The following is a 23,901-nucleotide window of genomic DNA, read 5'->3' on the forward strand; positions in this document are numbered from 1 at the left end:
AGGGGTGGGTGGTGCGATGGTCAGACGTCAGCTGTGCCGGGTCCGGCGGCGCGGGCGCGAGTCGCCGCCGCCCTCACCGCCCTCGCCGCCCTCGCCGCGGTCCGGGCCCCGGCTGCCGCGCTCACCGCCACGCTCGCGGTCACCGCGGTCACGCGGACCCCGGTCGCCCCGGTCGCGGCCGGCCGGCCGCTCACCGCCGGCCTCGGCCGGAGCCTCGGCACCCTCCGGGCGCACCTTGTCCAGGTAGATCTTGCCGCGCTGGTCGATGTCGGCGATCTCCACCTCGACCTTGTCCCCGACGTTGAGGAAGTCCTCGACCTTCTCGACCCGCTTGCCGTCGCCCACCTTGGAGATGTGCAGCAGGCCGTCGCGGCCGGGCAGCAGCGAGACGAACGCGCCGAACGCGGCGGTCTTGACCACCGTGCCGAGGAACCGGTCGCCCACCTTCGGCAGGGTCGGGTTCGCGATCGCGTTGATCCGCTCGACCGCCGCCTGCGCCGACGGGCCGTTTGTCGCGCCGACGTAGATGGTGCCGTCGTCCTCGATGGAGATCTCGGCGCCGGTCTCGTCCTGGATGGCGTTGATGGTCTGGCCCTTCGGGCCGATCACCATGCCGATCTTGTCCACCGGGATCTTGACGGTGGTGACCCGGGGGGCGTAGTCGCTCATCGCGGCCGGACCCTCGATCGCCGACTGCATCACGTCGAGGATCGTCTGCCGGGCCTCGTGCGCCTGCTGGAGCGCGGCCGCCAGCACGTCGGACGGGATGCCGTCGAGCTTGGTGTCGAGCTGGAGCGCGGTGACGAAGTCCGGGGTGCCGGCGACCTTGAAGTCCATGTCGCCGAAGGCGTCCTCGGCGCCGAGGATGTCGGTAAGCGTCACGTACTGGGTCTTGCCGTCGACCTCGTCGGAGATCAGGCCCATGGCGATGCCGGCGACCGGCGCCTTGAGCGGCACACCGGCGGAGAGCAGGCCGAGCGTGGACGCGCAGACCGAGCCCATCGAGGTGGAGCCGTTGGAGCCGAGCGCCTCGGAGACCTGCCGGATGGCGTACGGGAACTCCTCGCGCGCCGGCAGCACCGGGATCAGCGCCCGCTCGGCGAGCGCGCCGTGGCCGATCTCGCGCCGCTTCGGCGAGCCCACCCGGCCGGTCTCACCGGTCGAGTACGGCGGGAAGTTGTAGTTGTGCATGTAGCGCTTGGACTTCTCCGGGGAGAGCGTGTCCAGCGCCTGCTCCATCCGGAGCATGTTCAGCGTGGTGACACCCAGGATCTGGGTCTCGCCGCGCTCGAAGAGCGCCGAGCCGTGCACCCGCGGCAGCACGCCGACCTCGGCGGACAGCGGACGGATGTCGCGGGGGCCGCGACCGTCGATGCGGACCTGCTCGCGGAGCACCCGGTTGCGCACCTCGGACTTGGTAAGCGACCGCAGCGCGGCGGACAGCTCCTTCTCCCGGCCCTCGAAGCGCGGGCCGAGCTCCTCGGCCACCTTCGCCTTGATCCGGTCCAGGGCCTCCTCGCGGTCGGCCTTGCCGGCGATCTTCAGAACCTCCGCCACGTCGGCGCGGGCCAGCTCGGCAACCGCCTCGTAGGCGTCGTCGGAGTAGTCGAGGAACACCGGGAACTCGGCGACCGGCTTGGCGGCCACCTCGGCCAGCTCGCTCTGCGCCCGGCACAGCTCGCGGATGGCGGGCTTGGCGGCCTCCAGGCCGCTCGCCACGACCTCCTCGGTCGGCGCGGGCGCGCCGTCGGCGACCAGCTTCACGGTGTGCTCGGTGGCCTCCGCCTCGACCATCATGATCGCGACGTCGCCGTCGGGCAGGGCGCGACCGGCGACCACCATGTCGAAGGTGGCGCGGCCCAGCTCCTCGTGGGTCGGGAAGGCGACCCACTGGCCGTCGACGTGGGCCATCCGGGTGGCCCCGATCGGGCCGGAGAACGGCAGGCCGGAGAGCTTGGTCGACATCGAGGCGGCGTTGATCGCCACCACGTCGTACGGGTGCTGCGGGTCGAGGGCCAGGATCGTCTCGACGACCTGGACCTCGTTGCGCAGGCCCTTGACGAACGACGGGCGCAGCGGCCGGTCGATCAGCCGGCAGGTGAGGATCGCGTCCTCACTGGGCCGGCCCTCCCGGCGGAAGAACGAGCCGGGGATGCGGCCCGCGGCGTACATCCGCTCCTCGACGTCGACGGTCAGCGGGAAGAAGTCGAACTGCTCCTTCGGCTGCTTGCCGGCGGTGGTGGCGGAGAGGACGACCGTCTCGCCGAGCTGGGCGACGACGGAGCCGGCGGCCTGGCGGGCCAGCCGACCGGTGGAGAAGGTGATCTCACGGGTGCCGAAGGCCCCGTTGTCGATCACGGCGGTGCGGGACTCGGTGCCGAGGTTGCTCTCGGTCATCTGCGGTTGTGCTCCTTCGCGTAACGGACCCGCGACGCGGAGCTGCTCAGACGGCCGGTCTTCGATCGAAGCGCCCGGGCGGGACGGCGTCGTGCCGGATGCCCGGGGGCCACTACCGGAGACCGGTACGCTGACCGGCTCCCTGGGTGTCGGGTGGTCGCGCGGTCCTGGTTGTTCGGGTTCCCGGTGAAGTGGAACGGGGGAGCGGCCCGGTCGGCCACTCCCCCGTCACGTCACCGGCGCAGACCGAGCCGCTCGATGAGCGACCGGTAGCGGTTGATGTCCTTCTTCTGCACGTAGTTGAGCAGCCGACGGCGGCGGCCGACCAGCAGCAGCAGCCCGCGGCGGCTGTGGTGGTCGTGCTTGTGCACCTTCAGGTGCTCGGTCAGGTCCGCGATCCGCTTGGTGAGGACCGCGACCTGCACCTCCGGCGAACCGGTGTCGCCCTCGGCGGTCGCGTACTCCGCGCGGATCTGGGCCTTGGCTTCCTGGTCGAGCGCCATGTTCTCCCTGTTTCGATGGGTTGTTCGGTGGTGTCCGCCGTGTCGGTCTCACCCGAGCGGCCGAGCCGTGTGCCCGGAGCGGACGGTCCTCGCACCCGCGGCGTCGTGCAGGCACGCGAGGCCCCACGTCGGTCAGCCGACGTCCCCGCCAGCTTACCAGCACTCCGCCGGGCCGGCCGGTCAAGGGCCGCCACGCGCCGCCGACCGCCGCCGGGCACCGCGTACCGCCCGTCGCCCGGTCCCGTCGCGCTCAGCCCAGGACCCGGCGGGTGCGCTCGACGTCCTCGGCGATCTGGGCCACCAGCGGCTCGATCGCGTCGAAGCGGACCTGCCCCCGCAGGTGCGCCACGAAGTCCAGGGCGAGCCGCTCGCCGTACAGGTCACCGTCGAAGTCCAGGACGTACGCCTCGACCCGCCGTTCCCGCCCGGAGAAGGTCGGGTTCGTGCCGATGGACACGGCCGCCATCAGCGGCTCCCGCTGCCCGCGGCGAACCAGCCGGGCCGCGTAGATGCCGTCGGCGGGGACCGCCGCGTAGCGGTGGCACAGCAGGTTGGCGGTGGGGAAGCCCAACTCCCGGCCGCGCTGGTCCCCGCGCACGACGACACCCTCCAGCCGGTGCGGCCGGCCCAGCGCGTTGGCGGCGGCCACCACGTCGCCGGCGTCGACGCAGGAGCGGATGTACGTGGAGGAGAACACCGTCCCCGCCTCGGCGACCAGGGGCGCGCCCTCGACGGCGAAGCCGAACGTGCGGCCGAGCCGTTCCAGCAGCGGAACGTCCCCGGCCGCCCGGTGCCCGAACCGGAAGTTGTCCCCCACCACCACAAGCGCGGCGTGCAGGTGCTCGACCAGGACGTCGTGCACGAACGCCTCCGCCGGCAGCCGGGAGAACTCGGGTGTGAACGGCACCACGCAGAGCACGTCCGCGCCCAGCGCCTCGATCAGCTCCGCCTTGCGGGCCGGCTCGGTGAGCACCGCCGGGTGCGAACCCGGGCGCACCACCTCGGCCGGGTGCGGGTCGAAGGTGACCACGACCGACTTGACGCCCAGCTCCCGGGCCCGCGCCACGGCGTGCCCGATCGTCGCCTGGTGCCCCTTGTGCACGCCGTCGAAGACGCCGATGGTGACGACCGACCGCCCCCAGCCACCGGGCGCCGCGTCGTACCCCCGCCACCGCTGCATGCTGCTCCTCCCCTGCCGCCGTCAGGCCGGCGCCAGCACGATCTCCGCGCGGGCCCGACCGTCCCGCTCGCTGACGATAGCGATCAACCCGCCCGCCGGGCCGAACACGGCGTACGGGCCGTCGATCCCGACCGGATCCAGCGGGCCGCCGTGGGAGAGGACCCGCTCCTCGTCGGCGGTCGCGTCCCGGCGCGGGAAGTACCGGTCGGCCGCCGCGGCGAGCGGCAGCGTGACCACCTCGGGAGCGCGACGCTCCAGGTCGTCGAGGGTGGCGGCCTCCGCGAGGTTGAAACCGCCGACCGCGGTACGCCGCAGCGCGGTGAGGTGGCCCCCGACGCCCAGCGCCAGGCCCGCGTCGCGGGCGATCGCCCGGACGTAGGTACCGGACGAGCAGGTGACGTCGACGTCCACGTCGACCAGGTCGGGCTCGTCCCGCCGGACCGCCCGCACGTCGAGGCGGGCGATGGTGACCCGCCGGGCCGGCAGGTCGACGCTCTCCCCCTCCCGGACCCGCTTGTACGCCCGCTGCCCGTCGATCTTGATGGCGCTGACCGCGCTCGGCACCTGGTCGACCTCGCCGGTGAGCGCCGCCAGAGCGGCCCGGACCGCGTCGTCGGTCACCCGCCCGGCCGGCGTGCTGGCGATCACGTCGCCCTCGGCGTCGTCGGTGACGGTCGCCTGCCCGAGCCGGATCGTCGCGGCGTAGCTCTTGCCGGCCCCGATCACGTACGTCAGCAGGCGGGTGGCCCGGCCCACGCCGATCACCAGGACGCCGGTGGCCATCGGGTCGAGCGTGCCGCCGTGCCCGACCCGCCGGGTCCGGGCCAGCCGGCGCACCCGGGCCACCACGTCGTGCGAGGTCATGCCACCGGGCTTGTCGACCACGATCAGTCCGTCTGCGCTCACGTGCGCCAAGCCTGCCAGACGCCGCGGTTCGGTACGGCGACGGGCCGCCGCCCGAAAACCGGACTGTGACCTTCGCCTCCGGCTGCCATCATGTCCACAGTGACGCCCGTCGCCACCGGGCGTCCGGACCACGGGGAGAAATCGATGGGCACTCGGCACGACGACCGGACGGACCAGGCCGAAGGTTTCCTGCGCACACCGCAGCCGGCCAGCACGCTGCCGGACTGGATGCTCGATCCGCCGCCACCGCGCCGCACCGTCGGCGACCGCGTCGCCGCGGCGTTCTGGTCGCTGCCCGGCGCCACGGCGCTCCGCCACCGCTGGTGGGCCTGGCAGCGCCGGCAGCGGCTCTACCAGCGCTTCCCGAACGCGGCGAAAGTGACCGCCCTCGTCCTCTGCTTCGTGGTGGCCCTGGCCCTGGTGCTGGCCGCCAACGCCCTCTACGGGATGTCCTGAGCCGGCCGGCCGTCGCGCGGGCACGCGCCGGGTCAGGCCCGCACGGCGCCGACCACCGCCCAGCCACCGGAGCGCAGGCGCAGCAGCAGGGCGACCAGCCGGAGCACCACGAACAGCGTGAGCCCGGCCCAGATCCCGCCGAGTCCCAGGTCGAGCCCGTACGCCAGCCAGATCGCCGGCAGGAACCCGCCCAACGCCGCCACGATTGTGAGGTTGCGCAGGTAGCGAACGTCCCCGGCGCCGATCAGCACCCCGTCCAGGGCGAAGACGACGCCGGCCAGCGGCAGCATCGCCACGAACCACGGCCACGCCACCATCGCCTGGTCGCGTACCTGCGGGTCGGAGCTGAACCACCCGGGCACCACGCCGGCGCCGGCGGCGACGAGCAGCGCGAACGCCACGCCGCAGGCGCCGCCGAGCAGCCCGATCCGGCGGGCCAGGCCGCGGGCCGCCACGGCGTCGCCGCCGCCCAGCGCCGCGCCCACGAGGGCCTGGGCGGCGATGGCGAGCGCGTCGAGCACCAGGGCGGTGAAGAACCACAGCTGCAGGGCGATCTGGTGGGCGCCGACGGCCGCCGCGCCGAACCGGGCGGCCACCGCGGTGGCGGACAGGAAGCTCGCCTGGAACGCGACGCCGCGGATCAACAGGTCCCGGCCCAGCACGAGCTGCTGCGCGATCATCCGGGGTTGCGGTCGCAGGGCCACCCGTTCGGCGACCAGCGCACCGGCGAACAGGGCACCGGAGATCGTCTGGGCGATCACGTTCGCCACCGCGGACCCGGGCAGGCCGAGACCGGCCGGGTAGACCAGCAGCGGGCAGAGCACCGCGGAAAGCAGATTCGGGCCGAGCACGAACCACAGCGGGCGGCGGGTGTCCTGGATCCCACGGAGCCAGCCGTTGCCGGCCGCGGCGAGCAGCAGGCCCGGCGCGCCGAGCGCCGCGATGCGCAGCCACTGGGCCGCGGCGTCGGCGACGACGCCGTCGGAACCGGCGAGCGTACGTGCGAGCGCCCCGCCGCCGATCTGCATACCGACCGCGACGGACACACCCACCGCGAGGGCCAGCCAGGACGCCTGGACGCCCTCGGCGACGGCGGCGGCGCGGTCACCGGCCCCGAACCGCCGCGCGGACCGGCCGGTCGTGCCGTACGCGACGACGGTGCCGAGCCACGCGATGAGCGTCAGCACGGTGCCGCCGATCGCGAGCGCGGCGAGCGGAATCCGGCCGAGGTGCCCCACGACCGCGGTGTCGACCAGCACGTAGAGCGGCTCGGCGGCCAGCACCACGAGGGCCGGCAGGGCGAGCGCCGCGATCCGGCGTGGCGACGCGGAAGGGGGCGCGGTGGCGACGGACTGGCTCATCGCCGCCGATCCTGGCACGCGGAAGTAAGGGATGCAATCGCGTGCGTCACTTACCGAACGGGTCACCCCGTCCGGCCCGGTCGGCGCTCGGTCACGGCACGCGAGTGCCGCGAGCCGGCGTCAGCCGATCGGCGCGAGGATCACTGGCGGGTGTCCATCGACGTCTGCAGGGCGCGGCGCATCTGCTCGCGGGCCTCGTCGGTGGTGTCGGGCTTGGGCTTGTTCGGCATGGCGGTGAGATCCTTCCAGGGCGCGAGCCACCGGCACGGCGGTGGAACTCACGGGCGGTGTCTGCACGCCCGTGGCGGTCCGGGATCACCGGAGCGGCTCATGGGACGGCGAGCCCGGGTCGGTCCGACCCTGGAGGGAGGCGGTGCCGGGTGCGGCCCCACCCCCACGACCAGCGCCATCCGGTGGCACCGGCCAATTCCCAAGTTATCGTTCAGGTCCGCATACTGCCGAGGGTTCCCACCATCTGGGCGCCCCGGCGCGAGGGCTCAACGGGCCAGGAAGTGCCAGCCCAGCCACCACCAGAAGCCGAACACACCGATCCGGCCGACCGGCACCGACCCCACCTCGTAGCGCATGACGTACGCACAGAGCTCACCGAGAGTCGGAATCCGGGAGCCCTCCCGCCGCGCCGCCCACTCGACCAGGGCGAACAGCGCCAACGCCGCCAGGAAACCGCCGATCGCCAGCACCCGCATCATCGCCGCACCAACCCCCAGAACGCGGACAGCCAGGCCAGCCAGGCCGCGGAGCGGACCAGCCGGTCCTCCAGCAGCGGATCGGCCAGCCGGGAGAAGGTCGGGAAGTCGTCGCCCGCCGCGGCCACGAAGGTGGCTCCCTCGAACACCACGAACACCGTCACCGGAAGCGCCCACCACACCGCGCCGGAATCCAGCCGGTGCGGGGCCGGGCGCCGGGGCACCCGGTTGCTCAGGCCGAGCCAGATCAGCACGCCGCCGGTGCCGAGCGTCCAGAGGTTCGCCTCGACCGAGAAGGACGGGAACCGACCGCCGACCAGCGACAGGCAGACGAGCACCGGCACGGCGAAAGCGGGACGGTCCCAGGCGCGGGGCGCCTCGACGGTGAGGTCGCGGGGCTGCTCCATCCCGCAATTCTGCCCATGGTCACCGACGGCCGGAAGGTGGACACTCCCCGGAGCCGACCCTGATCTTCGCTCGGTCAGCCACCCGTCACGTCGAGCAGCGCCCCGTCCAGCTCGCGGCGGATGGCGTCGACCACCTGGTCGGCGCTGCCCCGCCCGGTGAAGCCGGCCGCGAAGCGGTGCCCGCCGCCGCCCAGCGCCACCGCCACCCGGCTCACGTCCACGGCACCCTTGCTGCGCAGCGAGACCGCCCACTCCCCGGCCCCGGTCTGCTTCACCACGCAGCTCACGTCCGCCTCCGCCGTGCACCGCACGGAATCGATGAGCGCCTCCAGCACGTACGGCCGCTGCCCGTACCGGGCCAGGTCGTCCAGGGTCGCCCAGGTCCACACCAGACCCCGGCCACCGGCCGCGTCCGGCTCCAGTCGGGCCCGGCCGGCCACCTCGCCGAAGAGCCGCACCGCCCCGAACGGCCGGGTGTCGAAGATCCGACGGGAGATGTCGCCCGGGCGGATGCCGGTGGCCAGCAACCGGGCCGCGAACCGGTGCACCTCCGGCGTGGTGGCCTCGAACCGGAACGAGCCGGTGTCGGTGCTCAACGCCACGTACAGACACTCCGCGATCGCCGCGTCCAGCGGCACCCCGAGACGGGTCAGCAGCCCGTCGACGAGCACCGACGTGGCCGCCGCGCGGGGATCGACCAGGTTTACCGCTCCGAACCGGGTGTTGGACGCGTGGTGGTCGAGCACCACGCTGGTGGCGGCGGTCCCCAGCCGGTCGACCAGCTCCCCCAGCCGGGACTCGCTGGCCGCGTCGAAGCAGACCACCAGGTCCGGACGCGGGTCCGCGTCCGTGGCCGGCACCAGCAGCTCCTCGCCCGGCAGCCCGCGGAGCGTCTCCGGCACCTCCGGCGGGCCGGGAAAGGTGGCCTGCACCCGCCCGACGCCGATCCGCCGCAGGCCGAGGCCGAACCCGAGCATGCTGCCGAGGGCGTCACCGTCCGGGTTGACGTGGCAGATCAACAGCACCCGCCCATCGCCCGGCACCCCCCGTACGGCGGCGACCGCCGCCGCCCAGTCGGTCTCGGCCGGCCCGGCGGGATCGGTCACCGGCGGTCCCCGCCCCGGGGCGGGACCTCGTCCTCGGCGTCCTCGTCCTCGTCGTTCCCGGCCTCGTCGTCGGTCTCGTCGTCCAGCCGGTACGGCTGGGCGTCGCCCGCGTACTCGGCCCGGGCGGCGAGCCGCTGCACCTCGGCGTCCGCGTTGCGCGCCTGAGCGAGCAGGTCGTCGATGTGCTTGACCTGGTCCTGCACGTCGTCCAGGACGAAGGTAAGGGTCGGCGAGTGCCGCAGCCCCAGCGCCTTGCCCACGGTGCTGCGCAGCATGCCCTTGGCACTCTCCAGTGCCGCGGCGGTGCCGGACTGGGCGGCCGCGTCGCCGAGCACCGTGTAGAAGACCGTGGCGTCCCGCAGGTCCGCGGTGATCCGGGCGTCGGTGATGGTGATCATGCCGAGCCGGGGGTCCTTGATCTGGCTGCGCACCACCGACGCGACCAGCTCACGCACCCGCTCCGCGTGCCGGCGTACCTTGGCCGGATCCGACATCTCGCCACCTCCACGGCGTCCCGCTCCCGGCCGCCGCCGGGGACGCGGAACGTCACCCGGGCCGGCCGGCCAACACCTCGAACACTACCCGCGCCACCCGCCCGGCCGTACGCCGCCGGCGGGGGTGGCCCCGGGGCCAGCGGCTCAGTCGTCCTCGCCGTGCAGGCGGCGGCGCACCGACAGCAACTCGGTCTCCGGCCGGGCGGCGACGAGGCGCTCGCACGAGTCCAGCACCTCCCGCACGTGGGCCGCCTCCGCGGCCACCACGGCCACGCCGATCCTCGCCCGGCCGTGCAGGTCGAGCGCGCCCACCTCGGCGGCCGACACCTCGAAGCGGCGCAGCGCCGCCACGATCGGCCGGACGTAGGATCTCTTGGCCTTGAGCGACCGGGAGTCACCCGGCAGCAGCAGGTCGAATACCGCGGTTCCGGTGAACATCGCCCCGGACGTTACGGACCGGCCCAGAAACGATCAAGGGGTTTACGCCGGTGTGGCGTAAACCCCTCGATCGTGTCCTACCGGATCAGGCGCGAACCTTCTCCCGCATCTCGAAGGTCTCGATCACGTCGCCGACCTGGACGTTGTTGTAACCAGCCAGGGTCAGACCGCACTCGAAGCCCTCGCGCACCTCGGTCGCGTCGTCCTTGAACCGCTTGAGCGAGCTGATGGTGAGGTTGTCCGCCACCACCGTGCCGTCGCGCAGCAGGCGGGCCTTGGCGTTGCGCCGGATGAGGCCCGACCGGACGATGCAGCCGGAGATGTTGCCGATCTTGGACGAGCGGAAGACCTCGCGGACCTCCGCCGAGCCCAGCTCGACCTCCTCGTACTCCGGCTTGAGCAGGCCCTTGAGCGCCGCCTCGATCTCCTCGATGGCCTGGTAGATGACGGTGTAGTACCGGATCTCCACGCCCTCGCGGTCGGCCATCTCACGGACCTTGTTCGAGGCCCGCACGTTGAAGCCGATGATCGTGACCGCCTCGGACGAGGCGCTCGCGAGCATGACGTCGCTCTCGGTGATCGCGCCGACGCCCCGGTGGATGATCCTGAGCTGGACCTCCTCGGGGATGTCGAGGTTGAACAGCGCGTCCTCGAGGGCCTCCACGGAACCGGAGACGTCGCCCTTGAGCACCAGGTTGAGCGAGGTCTTCTCGCCCTCCTTGAGCTGCTCCATGAGCGTCTCGAGGGTGGCCCGGCCACGGGAGTTGGCGAACGCCGCCGCCCGCCGCCGCGCCTGCCGCTGCTCGGCGATCTGCCGCACGGTGCGGTCGTCCTCGGCCGCCAGGAACGTGTCGCCCGCCCCCGGCACCGCGGTCAGACCCAGCACCAGCACCGGACGGGACGGGCCCGCCTCGGAGACCTGGTTGCCGTTCTCGTCGAGCATCGCCCGGACCCGGCCGTGCGCCCCACCGGCGACGATCGAGTCGCCCGCCCGCAGGGTGCCCTTCTGCACCAGCACCGTCGCCACCGCACCGCGACCCTTGTCCAGGTGCGCCTCGATGGCCACACCCTGCGCCGGCCCGTCGATCGGAGCGGTCAGCTCCAGCGACGCGTCCGCGGTGAGCAGGACGGCCTCGAGCAGGTCCTCGATGCCGATGCCCGGCTTGGCCGCCACGTTGACGAACATGGTGTCGCCGCCGTACTCCTCGGCGACCAGCCCGTACTCGGTCAGCTGCTGGCGGACCTTGTCCGGGTTGGCCTCCGGCTTGTCGACCTTGTTGACCGCCACCACGATCGGCACGTCGGCCGCCTTGGCGTGGTTCAACGCCTCGATCGTCTGCGGCATCACGCCGTCGTCGGCCGCCACCACCAGCACCACGATGTCGGTCACCTGGGCACCACGGGCACGCATGGCGGTGAACGCCTCGTGACCCGGGGTGTCGATGAAGGTCACCGCCCGGTCCTCGCCCTCGTGCGGGACGTGGACCTGGTACGCACCGATGTGCTGGGTGATGCCACCCGCCTCACCGGCCACGACGTTCGCCTTGCGGATCGCGTCGAGCAGCTTGGTCTTACCGTGGTCGACGTGACCCATGACGGTCACCACCGGCGCACGGCTGACCAGGCGGTCCTCCGCGACCTCGGCGTCGAGGTCGATGTTGAACTGCGCGAGCAGCTCGCGGTCCTCGTCCTCCGGGCTGACGATCTGCACGTTGAAGCCGAGGTGCTCACCCAGCAGCAGCAGGGTGTCGTCAGAGCAGGACTGGGTCGCGGTCACCATCTCGCCCAGGTTGAACATCTCCTGGACCAGCGAACCCGGGTTGGCGTTGATCTTGTCGGCGAAGTCCGACAGCGAGGCGCCACGGGACAGCCGGACGACCTGACCCTGACCGCGGGGAGCACCCGAGGACATGGTCGGGGCCGACAGGTTGTCGAACTCCTGTCTGCGCTGCTTCTTGGACTTGCGACCGCGGGTCGGCTTGCCACCCGGACGCCCGAAGGCGCCCGCGGCACCGCCGCCGCGACCGCGACCGCCACCACCGGGGCGACCGGCGCCGCCGGCCGGAGCGCCGGGGCGGAAGCCGCCACCGCCGCCACCACCACCACCGGGACCGCCGCGGTAACCACCGCCGCCGCCACCGCCGCCGCCGGGACCGCCGCGGTAACCACCGCCGCCGCCACCGCCGCCGCCGGGACCGCCGCGGAAGCCGCCGCCACCACCCGGACGGCCGGCACCCGTGCCGGGACGACCGGCGCCGGGGCCACCGGGACGACCCGGACGCTGGCTCGGCATGGAGGCCGGGCTCGGTCGGGGCGGCATCGAGGCCGGGCTCGGCCGGGGCGGCATCGACGCCGGGCTCGGCCGCGGACCACCCGCGCCCGCCGCCGGCGGCCGCTGCTGACCGCCCTGGATACCGAACGGGTTGTTACCGGCGCCGCGCGCCGGCGGACGCCCACCGGGCCGGGCACCGGGGCCCGGGGTGGGCGCGCCGGGACGACCGGCGGCCGGGGTGCCCGGCCGGGACGGCATCGCGCCGGGGCCGGGGCGCGGACCCGGACGCGGACCACCCTCGGTGGGCGGCTCCCGCCGGACGTTCTCCCGCTGCTGCTGCCGGGCAGCCTGCGCGGCCTTGACCGCGGCCTCCTGCTCGGCCTTCAGCGCGGCGGCACGCGCCTCGGCGGCCGCCACCTCGATGTCGTGGGCGCTCGCCGGCTTGGCCACCGGCGCCGCGGTCTGCGGCGGGCCCGGGACCGGTCCCTTGGGCTTCGGACCCGGCGACGGCGCACCCGGCCGCCGTGGCGGCATGGGCTTGGCCGAGACGCGGGGCGCGCCCGGAGTCGGCGACGGGGTCGGGGTCGACGCCGGCGCCGAGGGAGCGGCCGCCTGCGGGGCGGCCGGCGCCGGGGAGCCGGCGTTGTTGACGAACGCGCTACGCAGCCGTCGGGCGACCGGCGCCTCGACCGTGCTGGACGCGGACTTCACGAACTCGCCCATCTCCTTGAGCTTGGCGAGAACGGTCTTGCTTTCGACCCCGAGCTCCTTGGCAAGCTCGTGTACGCGGGCCTTTCCTGCCACTGCACTCCTCACTCCGAGGTCGTGCGGGCAGCACCCGCAGCGACCTCACTCGTGCACTTGAAGCCTGGTCATTTCTGCGACTTCATCGTGTGCTCATGTCGGTCGTCCTACCTTGCTAGCGACCCGCGCCCGGTCGGGTTGACCGGACGTCGTGGATGGCGCATCGAGGTGCTCCGCGAGCTCACCGTGGTCGAGGACCCCGGTGACGCGCAGCGCCCGCCCGAAGGCGCGACGCCGCACCGCCTGCGCGAAGCAGGCCGGATCCGGGTGCATGTTCGCCCCCCGACCCGGCAACCTGCGGGCCGGATCGGGCCGGAGGCTGTGACCAGCCTCGTCACCGATCGCGACGATCCGCAGAAGTTCACTGGCCGGCGCCCGACGCCGGCAACCCACACAGGTGCGCTCCGGCAGCGCGCGTCGTGCCACTGGAGAAAGTCTACCCCTAGCTCCCGGAGATCGCGCCGCCCGGCTCCGGTACGTGATCGGCTCCGCCCCGCCCGGCCGGACCGGCCGGCTCGGCGTCGGAACGGATGTCGATCCGCCAACCGGTCAACCGGGCGGCAAGCCGGGCATTCTGCCCCTCCCGACCGATGGCCAGGGAGAGCTGGAAGTCCGGAACCGTCACCCGGGCGGTACGCGTGGCCAGATCGACCACCTCGACCCGCAGCGCCTTGGCCGGCGAGAGCGCGTTGCCGACGAAGGTGGCCGGATCCTCCGACCAGTCGATGATGTCGATCTTCTCGCCGTGCAGCTCGCTCATCACCGCCCGCACCCGCTGTCCCATCGGCCCGATGCAGGCGCCCTTGGCGTTCACGCCCGCGGCGGTGGACCGGACCGCGATCTTCGTACGGTGACCTGCCTCACGTGCGATCGCGCTGATCTCGACCGTCCCGTCGGCGATCTCCGGCACCTCGAGGGCGAAGAGCTTCTTCACCAGCGCCGGGTGCGACCGGGACAACGTGATCTGCGGGCCGCGCATTCCCTTGGCCACGTGCACGACGACGCAGCGGATCCGCTCGCCGTGCGCGTACCGCTCGCCGGGCACCTGCTCCGACTGCGGCAGGACGCCCTCGAGCTTGCCCAGGTCGACGGTGACGATGCCCTTCTCGGCGCGCGCCTCGTGCGCCTGGACCACACCGGTCACCAGGTCGCCGTCGCGACCCACGTACTCGCCGAAGTGCGCCTCGTCGGTGGCCTCCCGCAGCCGCTGGAGAATCACCTGCTTGGCGGTCATGGCCGCGATCCGGCCGAAGTCGTGCGGGGTGTCGTCCCACTCCCGCACCACGGTGCCGTCGGCGTCCACCTCCTGGGCGTACACCAGGGCCGCGCCCGTCTTGCGGTCGATCTCCACCCGCGCGTGCGACTCGGCGCCCTCGGTGTGCCGGTACGCCGTCAACAGCGCGGTCTCGATCGCCGCGAGGATCGTGTCGAACGGGATCTCCCGCTCGCGCTCCAGTGCGCGCAGCGCCGCGAGGTCGATGTTCACCTCTCCTCGTCCTCCACATCGTCGTCGTCGAGGTCCGCGTCGTCGCCGGCCTCGTCGAACTCGTCCGCTCCGCCGATCTCGTCGAGGCGGTTGAACTCGACCTGCACCCGTCCCGGGCCCAGGTCGGCGTAGCTCCATTCCGCGCGGCCGGCGTCGGTCTCCAGCACCACCCGCTCGTCGTCGGCGTCGACAACCCGCCCGGTGAGCTGGCGGTCGCCGCCCTCCGGCCCGCCGCGTACGGTCACCTTCACCAGCCGGCCCGCGTTGCGCCGCCAGTGCCGGGGCAGCGTGAGCGGGCGGTCCACGCCCGGCGAGCTGACCTCGAGCTGGTACTCCCCGGCGACGATGTCCCCGCCGGCCTCCTCGGCGGCGTCGAGCGCGGCCGAGACGGCCCGCGACACGTCGGCGACCGCGTCGAGGTTGATCCCGCCGTCGGCGTCGACGATCACCCGCACCACGTGCCGCCGGCCGGCCCGGGACACCGACAGGTCCTCCAGGTCGTACCCGGCGTCGGTGACCACCGGCTCGATGACCTCCCGCAGCCGGGCGCGCCGCGCGGCGAGGTCGCCACCGCGGCCGACCCGGTCGCCACCGCGGCCGACCCGGTCGGCGCCGCGCTGGCCGGCCGCGCGCCGCGGTCGCCCCGTCGGCCCGGTCGGCCTGGTGGCACGGCCACGCTGGGTCATCTGGCGCCCCTTCTGCTGTCGACGGCGCCCGTCCGGTCGCCATAGCCATACGCCACCGGGGCGGACGCACCGGTGGTTGCGCAGAGCGTAACGCGCCGTCCGCCCGCCGGCCCGGGCGGCGCACCGACGCCGGTGGCCGCGTGGCCGGCCACGATGGTGTTGACTTGTGCGGTGGCGACCGGCAGAACGACCCAGCGCGACGGGACAATCCGGCATTCCCGGCGGAAGGTGCTACGGGCGGGTGCCCTCCTGGCGCTCGGTGGCGCCGTGGCGCCGCTCGCCGGCTGTGATCCGTTCGGCCCCGACGACCCGGCACCCGGCCCGGACCCGCTCGCACCGCTTGTGGACGAGGCGCTCGCGCTCGCCGGGGCATACCGGGACGCCGCTGCCGCCCACCCCGCCCTGGCCGACCGGCTGGCCCCGATCGCCGAGACGCACGCCGCACACGCGGCGGAGCTGGCCCGGATCGCCCGGGTGACCCTGCCGTCGGCGTCCGCCGCACCGGCCTCCGCCGCCCCGGCCGCCGACCCCGACACCGCGCTCGCCGCGCTGCGCGAGCGCGAGACGACCGCCCGCGACACGGCCACCCGGGCGTGCGTCGCGGCGCCGGCCGAGCGGGCCGCGCTGCTCGCCTCCGTCGCCGCCGCCCGGGCCACCCACCTGGAGGCGCTGCGGTGAGCACCCCCACCCCCACCCCCACCCCGACCACCGGCGGCGCCGCCGCCGCGCTCGGCGCGGCGCTGGCCGCCGAGTACGCCGCCATCTGGGCCTACGGCCCGATCGGGGTGCGCCTCACCGACGCCGCCCGGAAGGCGGCCCGCGACGCCGAGGCGGCGCACCGGCGGCGACGGGACGAACTCGTGCTGCAGCTCAGCACCGGCGGCGGGCAGGTTCCGGCCGACCGCGCCGGCTACGCCCTGCCCTTCCCGGTGACCGACCGGGCAGGGGCCCTGCGGCTCGCGGTCGAGGTCGAGGAGCGGACGGCGGCGTACTGGCGGGCGGCGGTGGCCGCCACGACCGGCGCCGACCGGGAGCGGGCGCTGGCCGCGCTCGTCGACTGCGCGGTCCGGGCCACCCGCTGGCGGCGCACGGCCGGGACGACCCCACTGACCGTGCCGTACCCGGGTCGGCCGGCCTGACCAGCGCCCCCCTCCAGTTGCCGATGCCATACCAGGTATGCATACTCCGGAGCCATGTCCATCCGTCACGGGCTGCTCGCCCTGCTCGAACGCGGCCAGATGTACGGCTACCAGCTGCGTTCGGCGTTCGAGGAGTCGACCGGGTCGACCTGGCCGCTGAACATCGGGCAGGTCTACACGACCCTGTCCCGCCTCGAGCGGGACGGGCTGGTGCGGTCGCTACCGGAGAGCGAGGCCGGGCAGCGCCCGTACGAGATCACCGACGCCGGGCGGGCGGACCTGGCGCTCTGGTTCGCCACGCCGATCAGCCGTAGCGACCGGCCCCGGGACGAGCTGGCGATCAAGCTCGCGCTCGCGCTCACCACACCGGGGGTGGACGTGCGGTCGGTGGTGCAGACCCAGCGGGCCGCCACGATGCGTACCCTCCAGGAGCTGACCCGCCTGAAGTACGCAAGCGACCGGCCCGAGGACCTGCCCTGGCGGCTGGTGCTGGACGCGATGGTCTTCCAGACCGAGGCGGAGGTCCGCTGGCTGGACCACTGCGAGAGCAGCCTGGTGCGACACCGGTCACCGGGAGCGACCCGGGCCGGCGGCACCGCGTCGGACGCCGAGGCGGTGGAGGGGGCCGACGAGGAGGTTCGCCGGTGAACGAGGCCCGTGCGGTGAGCACGGCGGCGGACGAGGCGCCCGCTCCGGTGCTCGACGTACGCGAGGCGCACCGCACCCACGGCAGCGGGCCGACCGCAGTGCACGCGCTGCGCGGCGTGAGCCTCACTGTGCACGCCGGCGAACTGGTCGCGGTGATGGGCCCGTCCGGGTCGGGCAAGTCCACGCTGCTCGCCCTCGCCGGCGGGCTGGACGGCCCGACGGCCGGGGAGATCCACGTCGAGGGGCAGCGGCTGGGCGGGCTGGACCGACGCGAACTCGCGCGGCTGCGCCGCCGCCGCATCGGCTACATCTTCCAGAACCTGAACCTGCTGGGCAGCCTGACCGCGGTGGAGAACGTCGCGCTTCCCCTCGAACTCGACGGTGCGGGCGTACGCCGGGCCCGCCGGGCGGCGCTGGCGGCCCTGGCCGAGGTCGGCCTGCCGGAGCTGGGCGACCGCCTTCCCGACCAGCTCTCCGGCGGCCAGCAGCAACGGGTGGCCATCGCCCGCGCGCTGGTCGGCGACCGCCGGCTGGTCCTGGCCGACGAACCGACCGGCGCGCTCGACTCGCAGACCGGGGAGGCCGTGCTGCACCTGCTCCGCCGCCGGGTCGACGCCGGTGCCGCCGGGGTGCTGGTCACCCACGAGGCCCGGCACGCCGGCTGGGCCGACCGGGTGGTCTTCCTGCGCGACGGGGTACTTGTCGACTCGACGGCGCCGCTGGGTGACGTCGAACAGCTGCTCACCGGCAGCGGCCGGTGAACCCCGCCCGGCCGGGCGCGCGCCTGGCGACGGCGGCCGGCTCGTGGTGGGTCGCGCTGCGTATCGCGCGACGGGAGGCGCGGCGGGCGCGGGGCCGCACCGCCCTGGTGCTCGCGATGATCGCGTTGCCGGTGCTCGCGCTCGCCTTCGCGGCCACCACGTGGGACATGTCCGAACTCACCCGGACCGAACGGGCCGCACGGCAGCTCGGCGTCGCGGACGCGGAGCTCACCCGGGTGGCTCGCGGTCCGGTCGAGCAGACCCCGTGGGGCGACGGCTGGAGTTCGCCGAGCGACGATCCGTTCCCGCCCGGCCGGACCACCGCGGCGGAGGTCACCGGCCTGCTGCCGCCCGGCTCGCGGGTCCTGCCGGTGCAGCGCTGGGCCCGGTTCGAGGCCCGGCTGGCCGACCGGGTCGAGGACGGCGTCGACGCCCGGGCCGTCGACCTCACCGATCCGCTCGGACGCGGCCTGACCCGGTTCCACGCCGGTCGCGCACCGACCGCCGCCGGCGAGATCGCGGCCAACCCGGCCGCCCTGCGGCGTCTCGACACCCGCCTCGGCGGCACGGTGACCTCCGCCGACGGCCGCCGCACCTGGACCGTGGTCGGCGTGGTCGAGTTCCCCGACCACCTGAACGCCCTGGTCACGCTGCCGCCGGGACGGCAACCGGACGAAGGGGCGAGTTGGCTGGTGGACCTGCCGGCCGCCGCTGACCACGACCTGTTCCGGCACCTCAACGCACACGGCTGGCTGGTTCAGGCGCGTACGCCCGGGCCGGCGCCGAGGGACGGCTTCGCGCCCGACGCGTACTCCTGGATCTCCTCGGTGAGCATGGCGGATGCCGGTGGTCCGGTGCTCGTCGGCGGGCTCGCCCTGCTGGAGGTGGTGCTACTGGTCGGGCCCGCCTTCGCCGTCGGCGTCCGGCGGCGGCGCCGGGACCTCGCACTGGTCGCGGTGGCCGGTGGTGACCACGCCCACCTGCGGCGGATCGTCCTGGCCGACGGGGTGGTCCTCGGGGCGGTCGGCGCCGCCGCCGGCCTGGTGCTGGGCGTCGCCGCGGCGGTCGCCGCCCGGCCGCTGACCGAGGAGTACCTGTTCGGCGAGCGCTTCGCCGGTTACCGGACCCCGCCGCTGCTGCTGGCGGCCATCGCGGCGGTCGCCGTGCTGGCCGGGGTGCTCGCCGCGCTGGTGCCGGCCTGGACCGCCGCCCGGCAGGACGTCGTGGCCGGGCTGGCCGGCCGGCGGACACCCCCGGCGTACCGGCGCCGCTGGCTGGCGGCGGGCATCGCGCTCACGACGGTCGGTGCGGCCCTGGCGGCCACGGGAGCCGTGTGGACCAGCCCGACGGTGATCCTCGCCGGCCTCGTCCTCGGGGAGCTGGGGCTGGTGCTCGCCACGCCCACGCTGATCGGGATGCTCGCCCGCGCCGGTCGGGTACTGCCGCTGGCCCCGCGGATCGCGCTGCGCGACGCCAGCCGGAACCGTTCGTCGGCGGCCCCGGCGATCTCCGCGGTGATGGCGGCGGTCGCCGGCAGCGTCGGCCTGGGTATCTGGCTGGCCAGCGACGCCGCGCGCAGCGACGACGCGTGGCGGCCCGGCCTGCCGACCGGGACCGTGCTGGTCACCCGGACCGACTCGCACGCCTGGTTCAGCACGCGGATGACCGGGCCGAGCACCCCGGACGGACCGGCGCTCCCGCCCGTGGACGCGGTCGCGGCGGCGGCGCGGACGCACCTCGGCGCCGGCGGGCTGGTGCCGCTGGCAGAGCTCGGGTGCCCGGTGGCGGGTGACGACACCTGCCGGGTCAGCCCGGGGATCCCGCCCGGCCGGGCCTGCCCGTGGTCGTACCAGGACACGCTCACCGAGGCGGAGCGCCGCCGGGCCCGGGCGGACGAGCGCTGCCGGCGCGGACCGGACGACCAGGCCGGGCCGTACCTCGCCGTGGCCGTGGACGACGGCCCGGCGCTGCCGCTGCTCACCGGTGCCGCACCGGCCGACGCCGCGGCCGCCGCGGCGGTGCTGCGCGCCGGCGGGGCGGTCGTCACCGACCCGCGCTACGTGGTGGACGGCCGGCTGGAGCTGCTCGCCCGGGTCGGCCCGGACGACACCGTCGCGGCTCGGGTCACCGTTCCCGGCTACGCGGTGAGCAGCCGGCTCGCCACCGACCAGCTGCTGCTCTCCCCCGCGGCGACCGTCCGACTCGGGCTGACGTCCCGGCCGCTCGGGTGGGCCCTGCACGCGGACGGTGCGGGCGACCGCGACCGGCTGGACCGGTTCGTCGCCGCGCTGTGGCCGCACGGCCCGGTCGCGGTCAGCTACGAGCAGGGCCGGCCGGCGAGCGACACGAGGCCGGTCCTGCTGCTGCTCGCGGTGGCCGCCGGCGCGATCACGCTCGGCGCCGCCGGCGTCGCGACCGGTCTGGCGGCCGCCGAGGGACGCGCCGACCTGTCCACCCTGGCCGCCGTCGGCGCCGGGCCGGGGGTACGGCGGATCCTCTCGCTCTGCCAGGCCGGCGTCATCGCCGTCGTCGGCTCGACGCTGGGGATCCTCGCCGGTCTCGGCTCCGCCGTCATCATCATGGCCGCCACCAATCGCAAGTACGCGACGAGCTGGCCGGTCGCGGAGCCGTACCCGTTGGTCGTACCCGGTGCCACCGTCGCCGTGCTGGTGGTGGTGCCACTGGTGGCGATGCTCGGGGCGGGCCTGTTCACCCGCTCCCGGCTGCCGGTGGAGCGCCGCCTCGACTAGGGGCACCGCGGGGGGTGCCGTCGCCGGCCGCGAGCCGGCAGACTGTCCCCGTGTCCGTACTGGGAACCATCACCCGCCGGGTCGGTCACCACCGGTGGTTCGGCGCCGTCGCCCGCCTGCTCGTTCCCGCCGACCGCGTGGTGGGGCGGATCACCCGGGGGCGGGTGGTCGCCCTGGGCCTCATTCCGTCGCTTGTCATCACGACCACCGGCCGGCGCTCCGGCAAGCCTCGCAGCAACCCCCTGCTGTACGTGCCGGACGGCGACGCGTACGTGGTGATCGGGTCGAACTGGGGGCAGGCGCACCAGCCCGGCTGGGCGCTGAACCTGCTCGCCGAACCCGCCGCGGTGGTCGACGTCAAGGGCCGCCGGGTCCCGGTGCGGGCCGAGGTGGCCGAGGGCGCCGAGCGGGACCGGCTCTGGCAGCTGCTGGTCACCGAGTGGCCGGCGTACCGCACGTACGTGCAGCGGGCCGGCGGCCGCGAGATCCGCGTCTTCCGGCTGGTTCCGGACGGGCGCGCCGCACCGGCCGACCCGCCCCGGCTGGACTAGCCTGCGGTGCGGGCGGTCCGGCGGGGCGTGAGGTGAGCGGCGTGCACTCCGATGACGGCGAGGCGTACCGGGACGATCCACGGTGGGCGGTCGCCGAGCGGGTGGCCGAGGCGGCCCGGCGGCGCTTCCCGGCGGACGTGCTCGCCGTCGCGGTGCACGGGCCGCTGGCCCACGGTGACGACGACGGCGGTGGAGACCGCGAGGTCGGGCTGCTGGTCGTGACGTACCGACCGGGCTGCGGGCCGGCCCCGGCGACCCGGCGGGTCGACGGTGTCCTGGTCGAGCTGACCGTCGTCGCCGCCGACGATCACCTCCAGCGGGCCCGGTCGCTCACGCCGAGCTGGCCGCTGACCGCCGACCGGTACGTCACCACCTGCGCCCTGCACGACCCGACCGGCTGGCTGCGCACGCTGCGCGACGAGCACCTGGGGCGGCTGGCCCGGGCCCGGCCGGCGGAGTTCAGCGCCGCCGCCCGGCAGGCGTGGTACCGGGGCAGCGCGGCGCACGCCCGGGCGGCCCGGCTGGCCGAGTGGTACGAGACCGACCAGGCCCTGCTCATGCTCGGCGAGGCGCGGCTCGCGGCGGCGACGGTGAGCGGCCTGCTCAGCCGCACCTACTTCCGGGACCCGGGTGACGCCGTGCGGCGCACCGGGTTGGCGGGCGCCGACATGACCGAGGTGGGGGCGGTGCTCACCCGGCAGGCCGACGAGCTGGCCGCCCGGGGCCGCCCGGTCGACGGCACCGTGGAGGAGCTGTTGAGCGGCCCGTGACGTGCTGAGCGGCCCGTGACGTGCGTAGCGGCCCGTGCTGTTAAGAGGGGGCCCCTGCTCTACCGGAGGCGTTAACAGGGGGCCCTTCCTTACAACCCGCCCTGGATGCCGATCAGGGTGCCGATGCCGTACGTGGCGGCGGCGGCCAGGCCGCCAAGCAGGAGCTGGCGCAGGCCGGTCGACCACCAGGGCCGGCTGGTGAACCGGGCGACGATGGCACCGGCCAGGAAGAGCCCGAGGCCGCCGAGCCCCAGCGCCAGCCAGAGGCTGGACAGACCGACCAGGTAGGGCAACAGCGGCACCAGGGCGCCGACCGAGAAGCACAGGAACGACGACACCGCCGCCGCCCACGGGCTGGGCTGGTCGTCCGGGTCGACGCCCAGCTCCTCCCGGACGTGCACCCGCAGCGCCTCCTCGGGGTTGCGGCGCACCGCCTCGGCGACCTGTACGGCCAGGTCGCGCGGCAGCCCCCGGGCGACCCACGCGTCGGCCAGCTCCCGCGCCTCCGCCTCGGGGTGCCGCTCCAGCTCCCGCCGCTCCTTGGCGACCTCGGCGGCCACCTGCTCGTTGGCGGACCGGACGCTCGTGTACTCGCCCAGCCCCATCGAGATGGCGCCGGCCACCAGGCCGGCCGTGCCGGTGAGGACGATGGTGCGGGGCGACACGCCGCCGCCGCCGACGCCCGCGATCAAGGCGATGTTGGTGACCAGGCCGTCCATCGCGCCGAAGACGGCTGGGCGGAGCCAGCCGCCGGAGACATCCGCGTGGTGCGCCTCGCGCAGCGCCGCCGGCGTCGCGGTCACGGCAGCGTCAGGATCTCGTGGCCGTCCTCGGTCACGACGACGGTGTGCTCGAACTGGGCGGTCCACTTCCGGTCCTTGGTCACCACCGTCCAGCCGTCGTCCCACATGTCGTACTGGTAGGTGCCGAGGGTGATCATCGGCTCGACGGTGAAGGTCATCCCGGGCTCCATCACCTCGGTGGGGCGCGGGCTGTCGTAGTGCGGCACGTAGAGCCCGCTGTGGAAGGACTCCCCGATGCCGTGACCGGTGAAGTCGCGCACCACGCCGTAGCCGAAGCGCTTCGCGTACGACTCGATGACGCGGCCGATGACGTTGATCTGCCGGCCGGGGGCCACCGCGCGGATGCCGCGCATCATCGCCTCGTGGGTGCGCTCGACGAGCAGCCGGGCCTCCTCGCTGACCTCACCCACGCAGAAGGTGGCGTCGGTGTCGCCGTGCACCCCGTTGATGTACGCGGTCACGTCGACGTTGACGATGTCCCCGTCCTGCAGGACGGTCGAGTCCGGGATGCCGTGGCAGATCACCTCGTTGAGGCTGGTGCAGCAGGACTTGGGGAAGCCCTTGTAGCCAAGCGTCGACGGGTAGGCGCCGTGGTCGCAGAGGAACTCGTGCACCACCTTGTCGATCTCGTCGGTGGTGACACCCGGCTTGCAGTGCTCGCCCGCGAGCTGGGTGGCCTGCGCCGCCAGCCGGCCGGCGATCCGCATCCTCTCGATGGTCTCCGGCGTCTGCACGTGCGAGCCACGCCACTCCTGGGGACGCTTCTTGCCCACGTACTCCGGTCGTGGGATGTGGGCGGGCACCTGCCGCCACGGGGAGAGTGTGCCTGGGGTCAGCGGCGCACGGACGGTCATGCCGCAAGCCTATCGCCGCGGCCCGGGGTGACCCGCGTCACGGCCGGTCACCGTCGATTGTTGCTCCGCCAGGTCCGCTGTGCCATGGTTTCTCCGTGGATCAAGAGGGCCCGCCTCCCGTGTTCTCCGCCAGCGCGGAGCTCGAGGACGACCACCTTCGCGTCGTGGTGACGGGCGAGGTCGACATGGCGACCGCCGACACGATGTTCCAGACCGCCCTCCGGGAGCCGGCCGACCGGGTCACGCTCGACCTACGTGGGGTCACCTTCTTCGACTCGGCCGCGATCCACGCGGTGGTCCGGCTGGCCCAGCAGCTTCCCGGCGCGCTCGTCGTGCTGCCGTCCCGCCAGGTCGCCCGGGTGCTGGAGATCGCCGGGCTCGGCGACCAGGCCTGGCTCCGGCCCGCCTGAGCGGCCGGGAGC

The 23,901-nt window shown here is 74.5% G+C and carries 25 protein-coding genes; 9 read left to right on the forward strand and 16 right to left on the reverse strand.

Translation table 11 applies throughout. The features are described from left to right. Positions 1-27: 27 nt before the first annotated feature. From ABTW87_RS03520 to truB, 4 genes are all read right to left on the reverse strand, one after another. Entirely contained in the window at positions 28-2,397 is a 2,370-nt protein-coding gene (locus tag ABTW87_RS03520) for a polyribonucleotide nucleotidyltransferase (RefSeq protein ID WP_350648128.1), read from the reverse strand. Positions 2,398-2,630: 233 nt separating this feature from the next. Continuing rightward, positions 2,631-2,900 carry a 30S ribosomal protein S15 gene (gene rpsO, locus ABTW87_RS03525; RefSeq protein WP_350648129.1) on the reverse strand — a complete coding sequence of 90 codons (270 nt, stop codon included), beginning with the start codon at positions 2,898-2,900 and terminating at the stop codon, positions 2,631-2,633. A gap of 250 nt (positions 2,901-3,150) precedes the next feature. Beyond that, positions 3,151-4,080 (reverse strand): bifunctional riboflavin kinase/FAD synthetase, encoded by a 930-nt coding sequence (locus tag ABTW87_RS03530; protein WP_350648131.1) that lies wholly within the window; start codon positions 4,078-4,080, stop codon positions 3,151-3,153. A 21-nt stretch (positions 4,081-4,101) separates the two neighbouring features. Next, positions 4,102-5,004: a tRNA pseudouridine(55) synthase TruB gene (gene truB, locus ABTW87_RS03535; protein ID WP_350648517.1), complete on the reverse strand. Its 903-nt coding sequence runs from the start codon at positions 5,002-5,004 to the stop codon at positions 4,102-4,104. A gap of 126 nt (positions 5,005-5,130) precedes the next feature. On the opposite strand from truB, the gene ABTW87_RS03540 reads away from it, so the two are divergent. Then, positions 5,131-5,442, forward strand: coding sequence for a hypothetical protein (locus tag ABTW87_RS03540; RefSeq protein ID WP_350648133.1), 312 nt, complete (start codon positions 5,131-5,133; stop codon positions 5,440-5,442). 32 nt (positions 5,443-5,474) lie between these two features. On the opposite strand, the gene ABTW87_RS03545 is transcribed toward ABTW87_RS03540, so the two are convergent. From ABTW87_RS03545 to rimP, 10 genes are all read right to left on the reverse strand, one after another. Continuing rightward, positions 5,475-6,803, reverse strand: a complete 1,329-nt coding sequence (locus tag ABTW87_RS03545) for an MATE family efflux transporter (RefSeq protein WP_350648135.1) — start codon at positions 6,801-6,803, stop codon at positions 5,475-5,477. A gap of 497 nt (positions 6,804-7,300) precedes the next feature. After that, positions 7,301-7,510, reverse strand: coding sequence for a DUF6186 family protein (locus tag ABTW87_RS03550; RefSeq protein ID WP_350648519.1), 210 nt, complete (start codon positions 7,508-7,510; stop codon positions 7,301-7,303). Further along, complete coding sequence (locus ABTW87_RS03555) at positions 7,510-7,917, reverse strand: hypothetical protein (protein ID WP_350648137.1); 408 nt, start codon at positions 7,915-7,917, stop codon at positions 7,510-7,512. Before ABTW87_RS03555 ends, ABTW87_RS03550 begins: the two co-directional genes overlap by 1 nt. Positions 7,918-7,991: 74 nt before the next feature. Next, positions 7,992-9,023: a DHH family phosphoesterase gene (locus tag ABTW87_RS03560; RefSeq protein ID WP_350648139.1), complete on the reverse strand. Its 1,032-nt coding sequence runs from the start codon at positions 9,021-9,023 to the stop codon at positions 7,992-7,994. Next, on the reverse strand, positions 9,020-9,517 hold the full coding sequence (rbfA, locus tag ABTW87_RS03565; RefSeq protein WP_350648140.1) for a 30S ribosome-binding factor RbfA: 498 nt from the start codon (positions 9,515-9,517) through the stop codon (positions 9,020-9,022). The genes ABTW87_RS03560 and rbfA overlap by 4 nt, the downstream gene beginning before the upstream one ends. 144 nt (positions 9,518-9,661) lie before the next feature. Next, a complete protein-coding gene (locus ABTW87_RS03570) occupies positions 9,662-9,955 on the reverse strand; it encodes a DUF503 domain-containing protein (RefSeq protein ID WP_350648142.1) in 294 nt (97 codons plus the stop codon). An 85-nt stretch (positions 9,956-10,040) separates the two neighbouring features. Beyond that, positions 10,041-13,031: a translation initiation factor IF-2 gene (infB, locus tag ABTW87_RS03575; RefSeq protein ID WP_350648144.1), complete on the reverse strand. Its 2,991-nt coding sequence runs from the start codon at positions 13,029-13,031 to the stop codon at positions 10,041-10,043. Positions 13,032-13,124: 93 nt separating this feature from the next. After that, positions 13,125-13,457, reverse strand: a complete 333-nt coding sequence (locus ABTW87_RS03580) for a YlxR family protein (protein ID WP_350648146.1) — start codon at positions 13,455-13,457, stop codon at positions 13,125-13,127. A 16-nt stretch (positions 13,458-13,473) separates the two neighbouring features. Then, positions 13,474-14,517, reverse strand: coding sequence for a transcription termination factor NusA (gene nusA / locus ABTW87_RS03585; protein ID WP_350648148.1), 1,044 nt, complete (start codon positions 14,515-14,517; stop codon positions 13,474-13,476). After that, positions 14,514-15,203, reverse strand: a complete 690-nt coding sequence (gene rimP, locus ABTW87_RS03590; protein ID WP_350648150.1) for a ribosome maturation factor RimP — start codon at positions 15,201-15,203, stop codon at positions 14,514-14,516. The genes nusA and rimP overlap by 4 nt, the downstream gene beginning before the upstream one ends. 267 nt (positions 15,204-15,470) lie before the next feature. Between rimP and ABTW87_RS03595 the strand changes: the two genes are divergently transcribed. From ABTW87_RS03595 to ABTW87_RS03625, 7 genes are read left to right on the forward strand one after another with little or no spacing between them, the layout of a single operon-like run. Beyond that, a complete protein-coding gene (locus ABTW87_RS03595; RefSeq protein ID WP_350648521.1) occupies positions 15,471-15,881 on the forward strand; it encodes a hypothetical protein in 411 nt (136 codons plus the stop codon). Next, positions 15,878-16,342, forward strand: a complete 465-nt coding sequence (locus ABTW87_RS03600) for a ferritin-like domain-containing protein (protein WP_350648151.1) — start codon at positions 15,878-15,880, stop codon at positions 16,340-16,342. The genes ABTW87_RS03595 and ABTW87_RS03600 overlap by 4 nt, the downstream gene beginning before the upstream one ends. 54 nt (positions 16,343-16,396) lie before the next feature. Further along, on the forward strand, positions 16,397-16,990 hold the full coding sequence (locus ABTW87_RS03605) for a PadR family transcriptional regulator (RefSeq protein WP_350648153.1): 594 nt from the start codon (positions 16,397-16,399) through the stop codon (positions 16,988-16,990). Between the two features lie 14 nt (positions 16,991-17,004). Beyond that, positions 17,005-17,751, forward strand: coding sequence for an ABC transporter ATP-binding protein (locus ABTW87_RS03610; protein ID WP_502891524.1), 747 nt, complete (start codon positions 17,005-17,007; stop codon positions 17,749-17,751). After that, a complete protein-coding gene (locus ABTW87_RS03615) occupies positions 17,748-20,501 on the forward strand; it encodes an FtsX-like permease family protein (RefSeq protein ID WP_350648157.1) in 2,754 nt (917 codons plus the stop codon). The genes ABTW87_RS03610 and ABTW87_RS03615 overlap by 4 nt, the downstream gene beginning before the upstream one ends. Before the next feature lie 50 nt (positions 20,502-20,551). After that, positions 20,552-21,052 (forward strand): nitroreductase family deazaflavin-dependent oxidoreductase, encoded by a 501-nt coding sequence (locus tag ABTW87_RS03620; RefSeq protein ID WP_350648159.1) that lies wholly within the window; start codon positions 20,552-20,554, stop codon positions 21,050-21,052. 41 nt (positions 21,053-21,093) lie between these two features. Continuing rightward, positions 21,094-21,822: a nucleotidyltransferase domain-containing protein gene (locus tag ABTW87_RS03625; RefSeq protein WP_350648161.1), complete on the forward strand. Its 729-nt coding sequence runs from the start codon at positions 21,094-21,096 to the stop codon at positions 21,820-21,822. An 89-nt stretch (positions 21,823-21,911) separates the two neighbouring features. On the opposite strand, the gene ABTW87_RS03630 is transcribed toward ABTW87_RS03625, so the two are convergent. Beyond that, the gene (locus ABTW87_RS03630) at positions 21,912-22,625 is read right to left on the reverse strand and encodes a VIT1/CCC1 transporter family protein (RefSeq protein ID WP_350648163.1); all 714 of its coding nucleotides are present in this window, start codon (positions 22,623-22,625) and stop codon (positions 21,912-21,914) included. Then, a complete protein-coding gene (gene map, locus ABTW87_RS03635; RefSeq protein WP_350648165.1) occupies positions 22,622-23,479 on the reverse strand; it encodes a type I methionyl aminopeptidase in 858 nt (285 codons plus the stop codon). Before map ends, ABTW87_RS03630 begins: the two co-directional genes overlap by 4 nt. Before the next feature lie 95 nt (positions 23,480-23,574). Here map and ABTW87_RS03640 point away from each other — a divergent pair, with 95 nt between their 5' ends. Next, complete coding sequence (locus ABTW87_RS03640) at positions 23,575-23,889, forward strand: STAS domain-containing protein (RefSeq protein ID WP_350648167.1); 315 nt, start codon at positions 23,575-23,577, stop codon at positions 23,887-23,889. The last annotated feature ends 12 nt before the right edge of the window (positions 23,890-23,901 follow it).

Source organism: Micromonospora sp. NPDC126480 (assembly GCF_040302465.1).
Classification (GTDB): Bacteria; Actinomycetota; Actinomycetes; order Mycobacteriales; family Micromonosporaceae; genus Micromonospora.

Excerpts from the sequence above, each read along its gene's own strand:
- rbfA (WP_350648140.1), bottom strand. The coding sequence starts at position 9,517 with ATGTCGGATCCGGCCAAGGTACGCCGGCACGCGGAGCGGGTGCGTGAG.
- ABTW87_RS03550 (WP_350648519.1), bottom strand. The coding sequence starts at position 7,510 with ATGCGGGTGCTGGCGATCGGCGGTTTCCTGGCGGCGTTGGCGCTGTTC.
- ABTW87_RS03555 (WP_350648137.1), bottom strand. The coding sequence starts at position 7,917 with ATGGAGCAGCCCCGCGACCTCACCGTCGAGGCGCCCCGCGCCTGGGAC.
- ABTW87_RS03520 (WP_350648128.1), bottom strand. The coding sequence starts at position 2,397 with ATGACCGAGAGCAACCTCGGCACCGAGTCCCGCACCGCCGTGATCGAC.
- map (WP_350648165.1), bottom strand. The coding sequence starts at position 23,479 with ATGACCGTCCGTGCGCCGCTGACCCCAGGCACACTCTCCCCGTGGCGG.
- ABTW87_RS03545 (WP_350648135.1), bottom strand. The coding sequence starts at position 6,803 with ATGAGCCAGTCCGTCGCCACCGCGCCCCCTTCCGCGTCGCCACGCCGG.
- rpsO (WP_350648129.1), bottom strand. The coding sequence starts at position 2,900 with ATGGCGCTCGACCAGGAAGCCAAGGCCCAGATCCGCGCGGAGTACGCG.
- ABTW87_RS03570 (WP_350648142.1), bottom strand. The coding sequence starts at position 9,955 with ATGTTCACCGGAACCGCGGTATTCGACCTGCTGCTGCCGGGTGACTCC.
- ABTW87_RS03530 (WP_350648131.1), bottom strand. The coding sequence starts at position 4,080 with ATGCAGCGGTGGCGGGGGTACGACGCGGCGCCCGGTGGCTGGGGGCGG.
- rimP (WP_350648150.1), bottom strand. The coding sequence starts at position 15,203 with ATGACCCAGCGTGGCCGTGCCACCAGGCCGACCGGGCCGACGGGGCGA.
- ABTW87_RS03540 (WP_350648133.1), top strand. The coding sequence starts at position 5,131 with ATGGGCACTCGGCACGACGACCGGACGGACCAGGCCGAAGGTTTCCTG.
- ABTW87_RS03605 (WP_350648153.1), top strand. The coding sequence starts at position 16,397 with ATGTCCATCCGTCACGGGCTGCTCGCCCTGCTCGAACGCGGCCAGATG.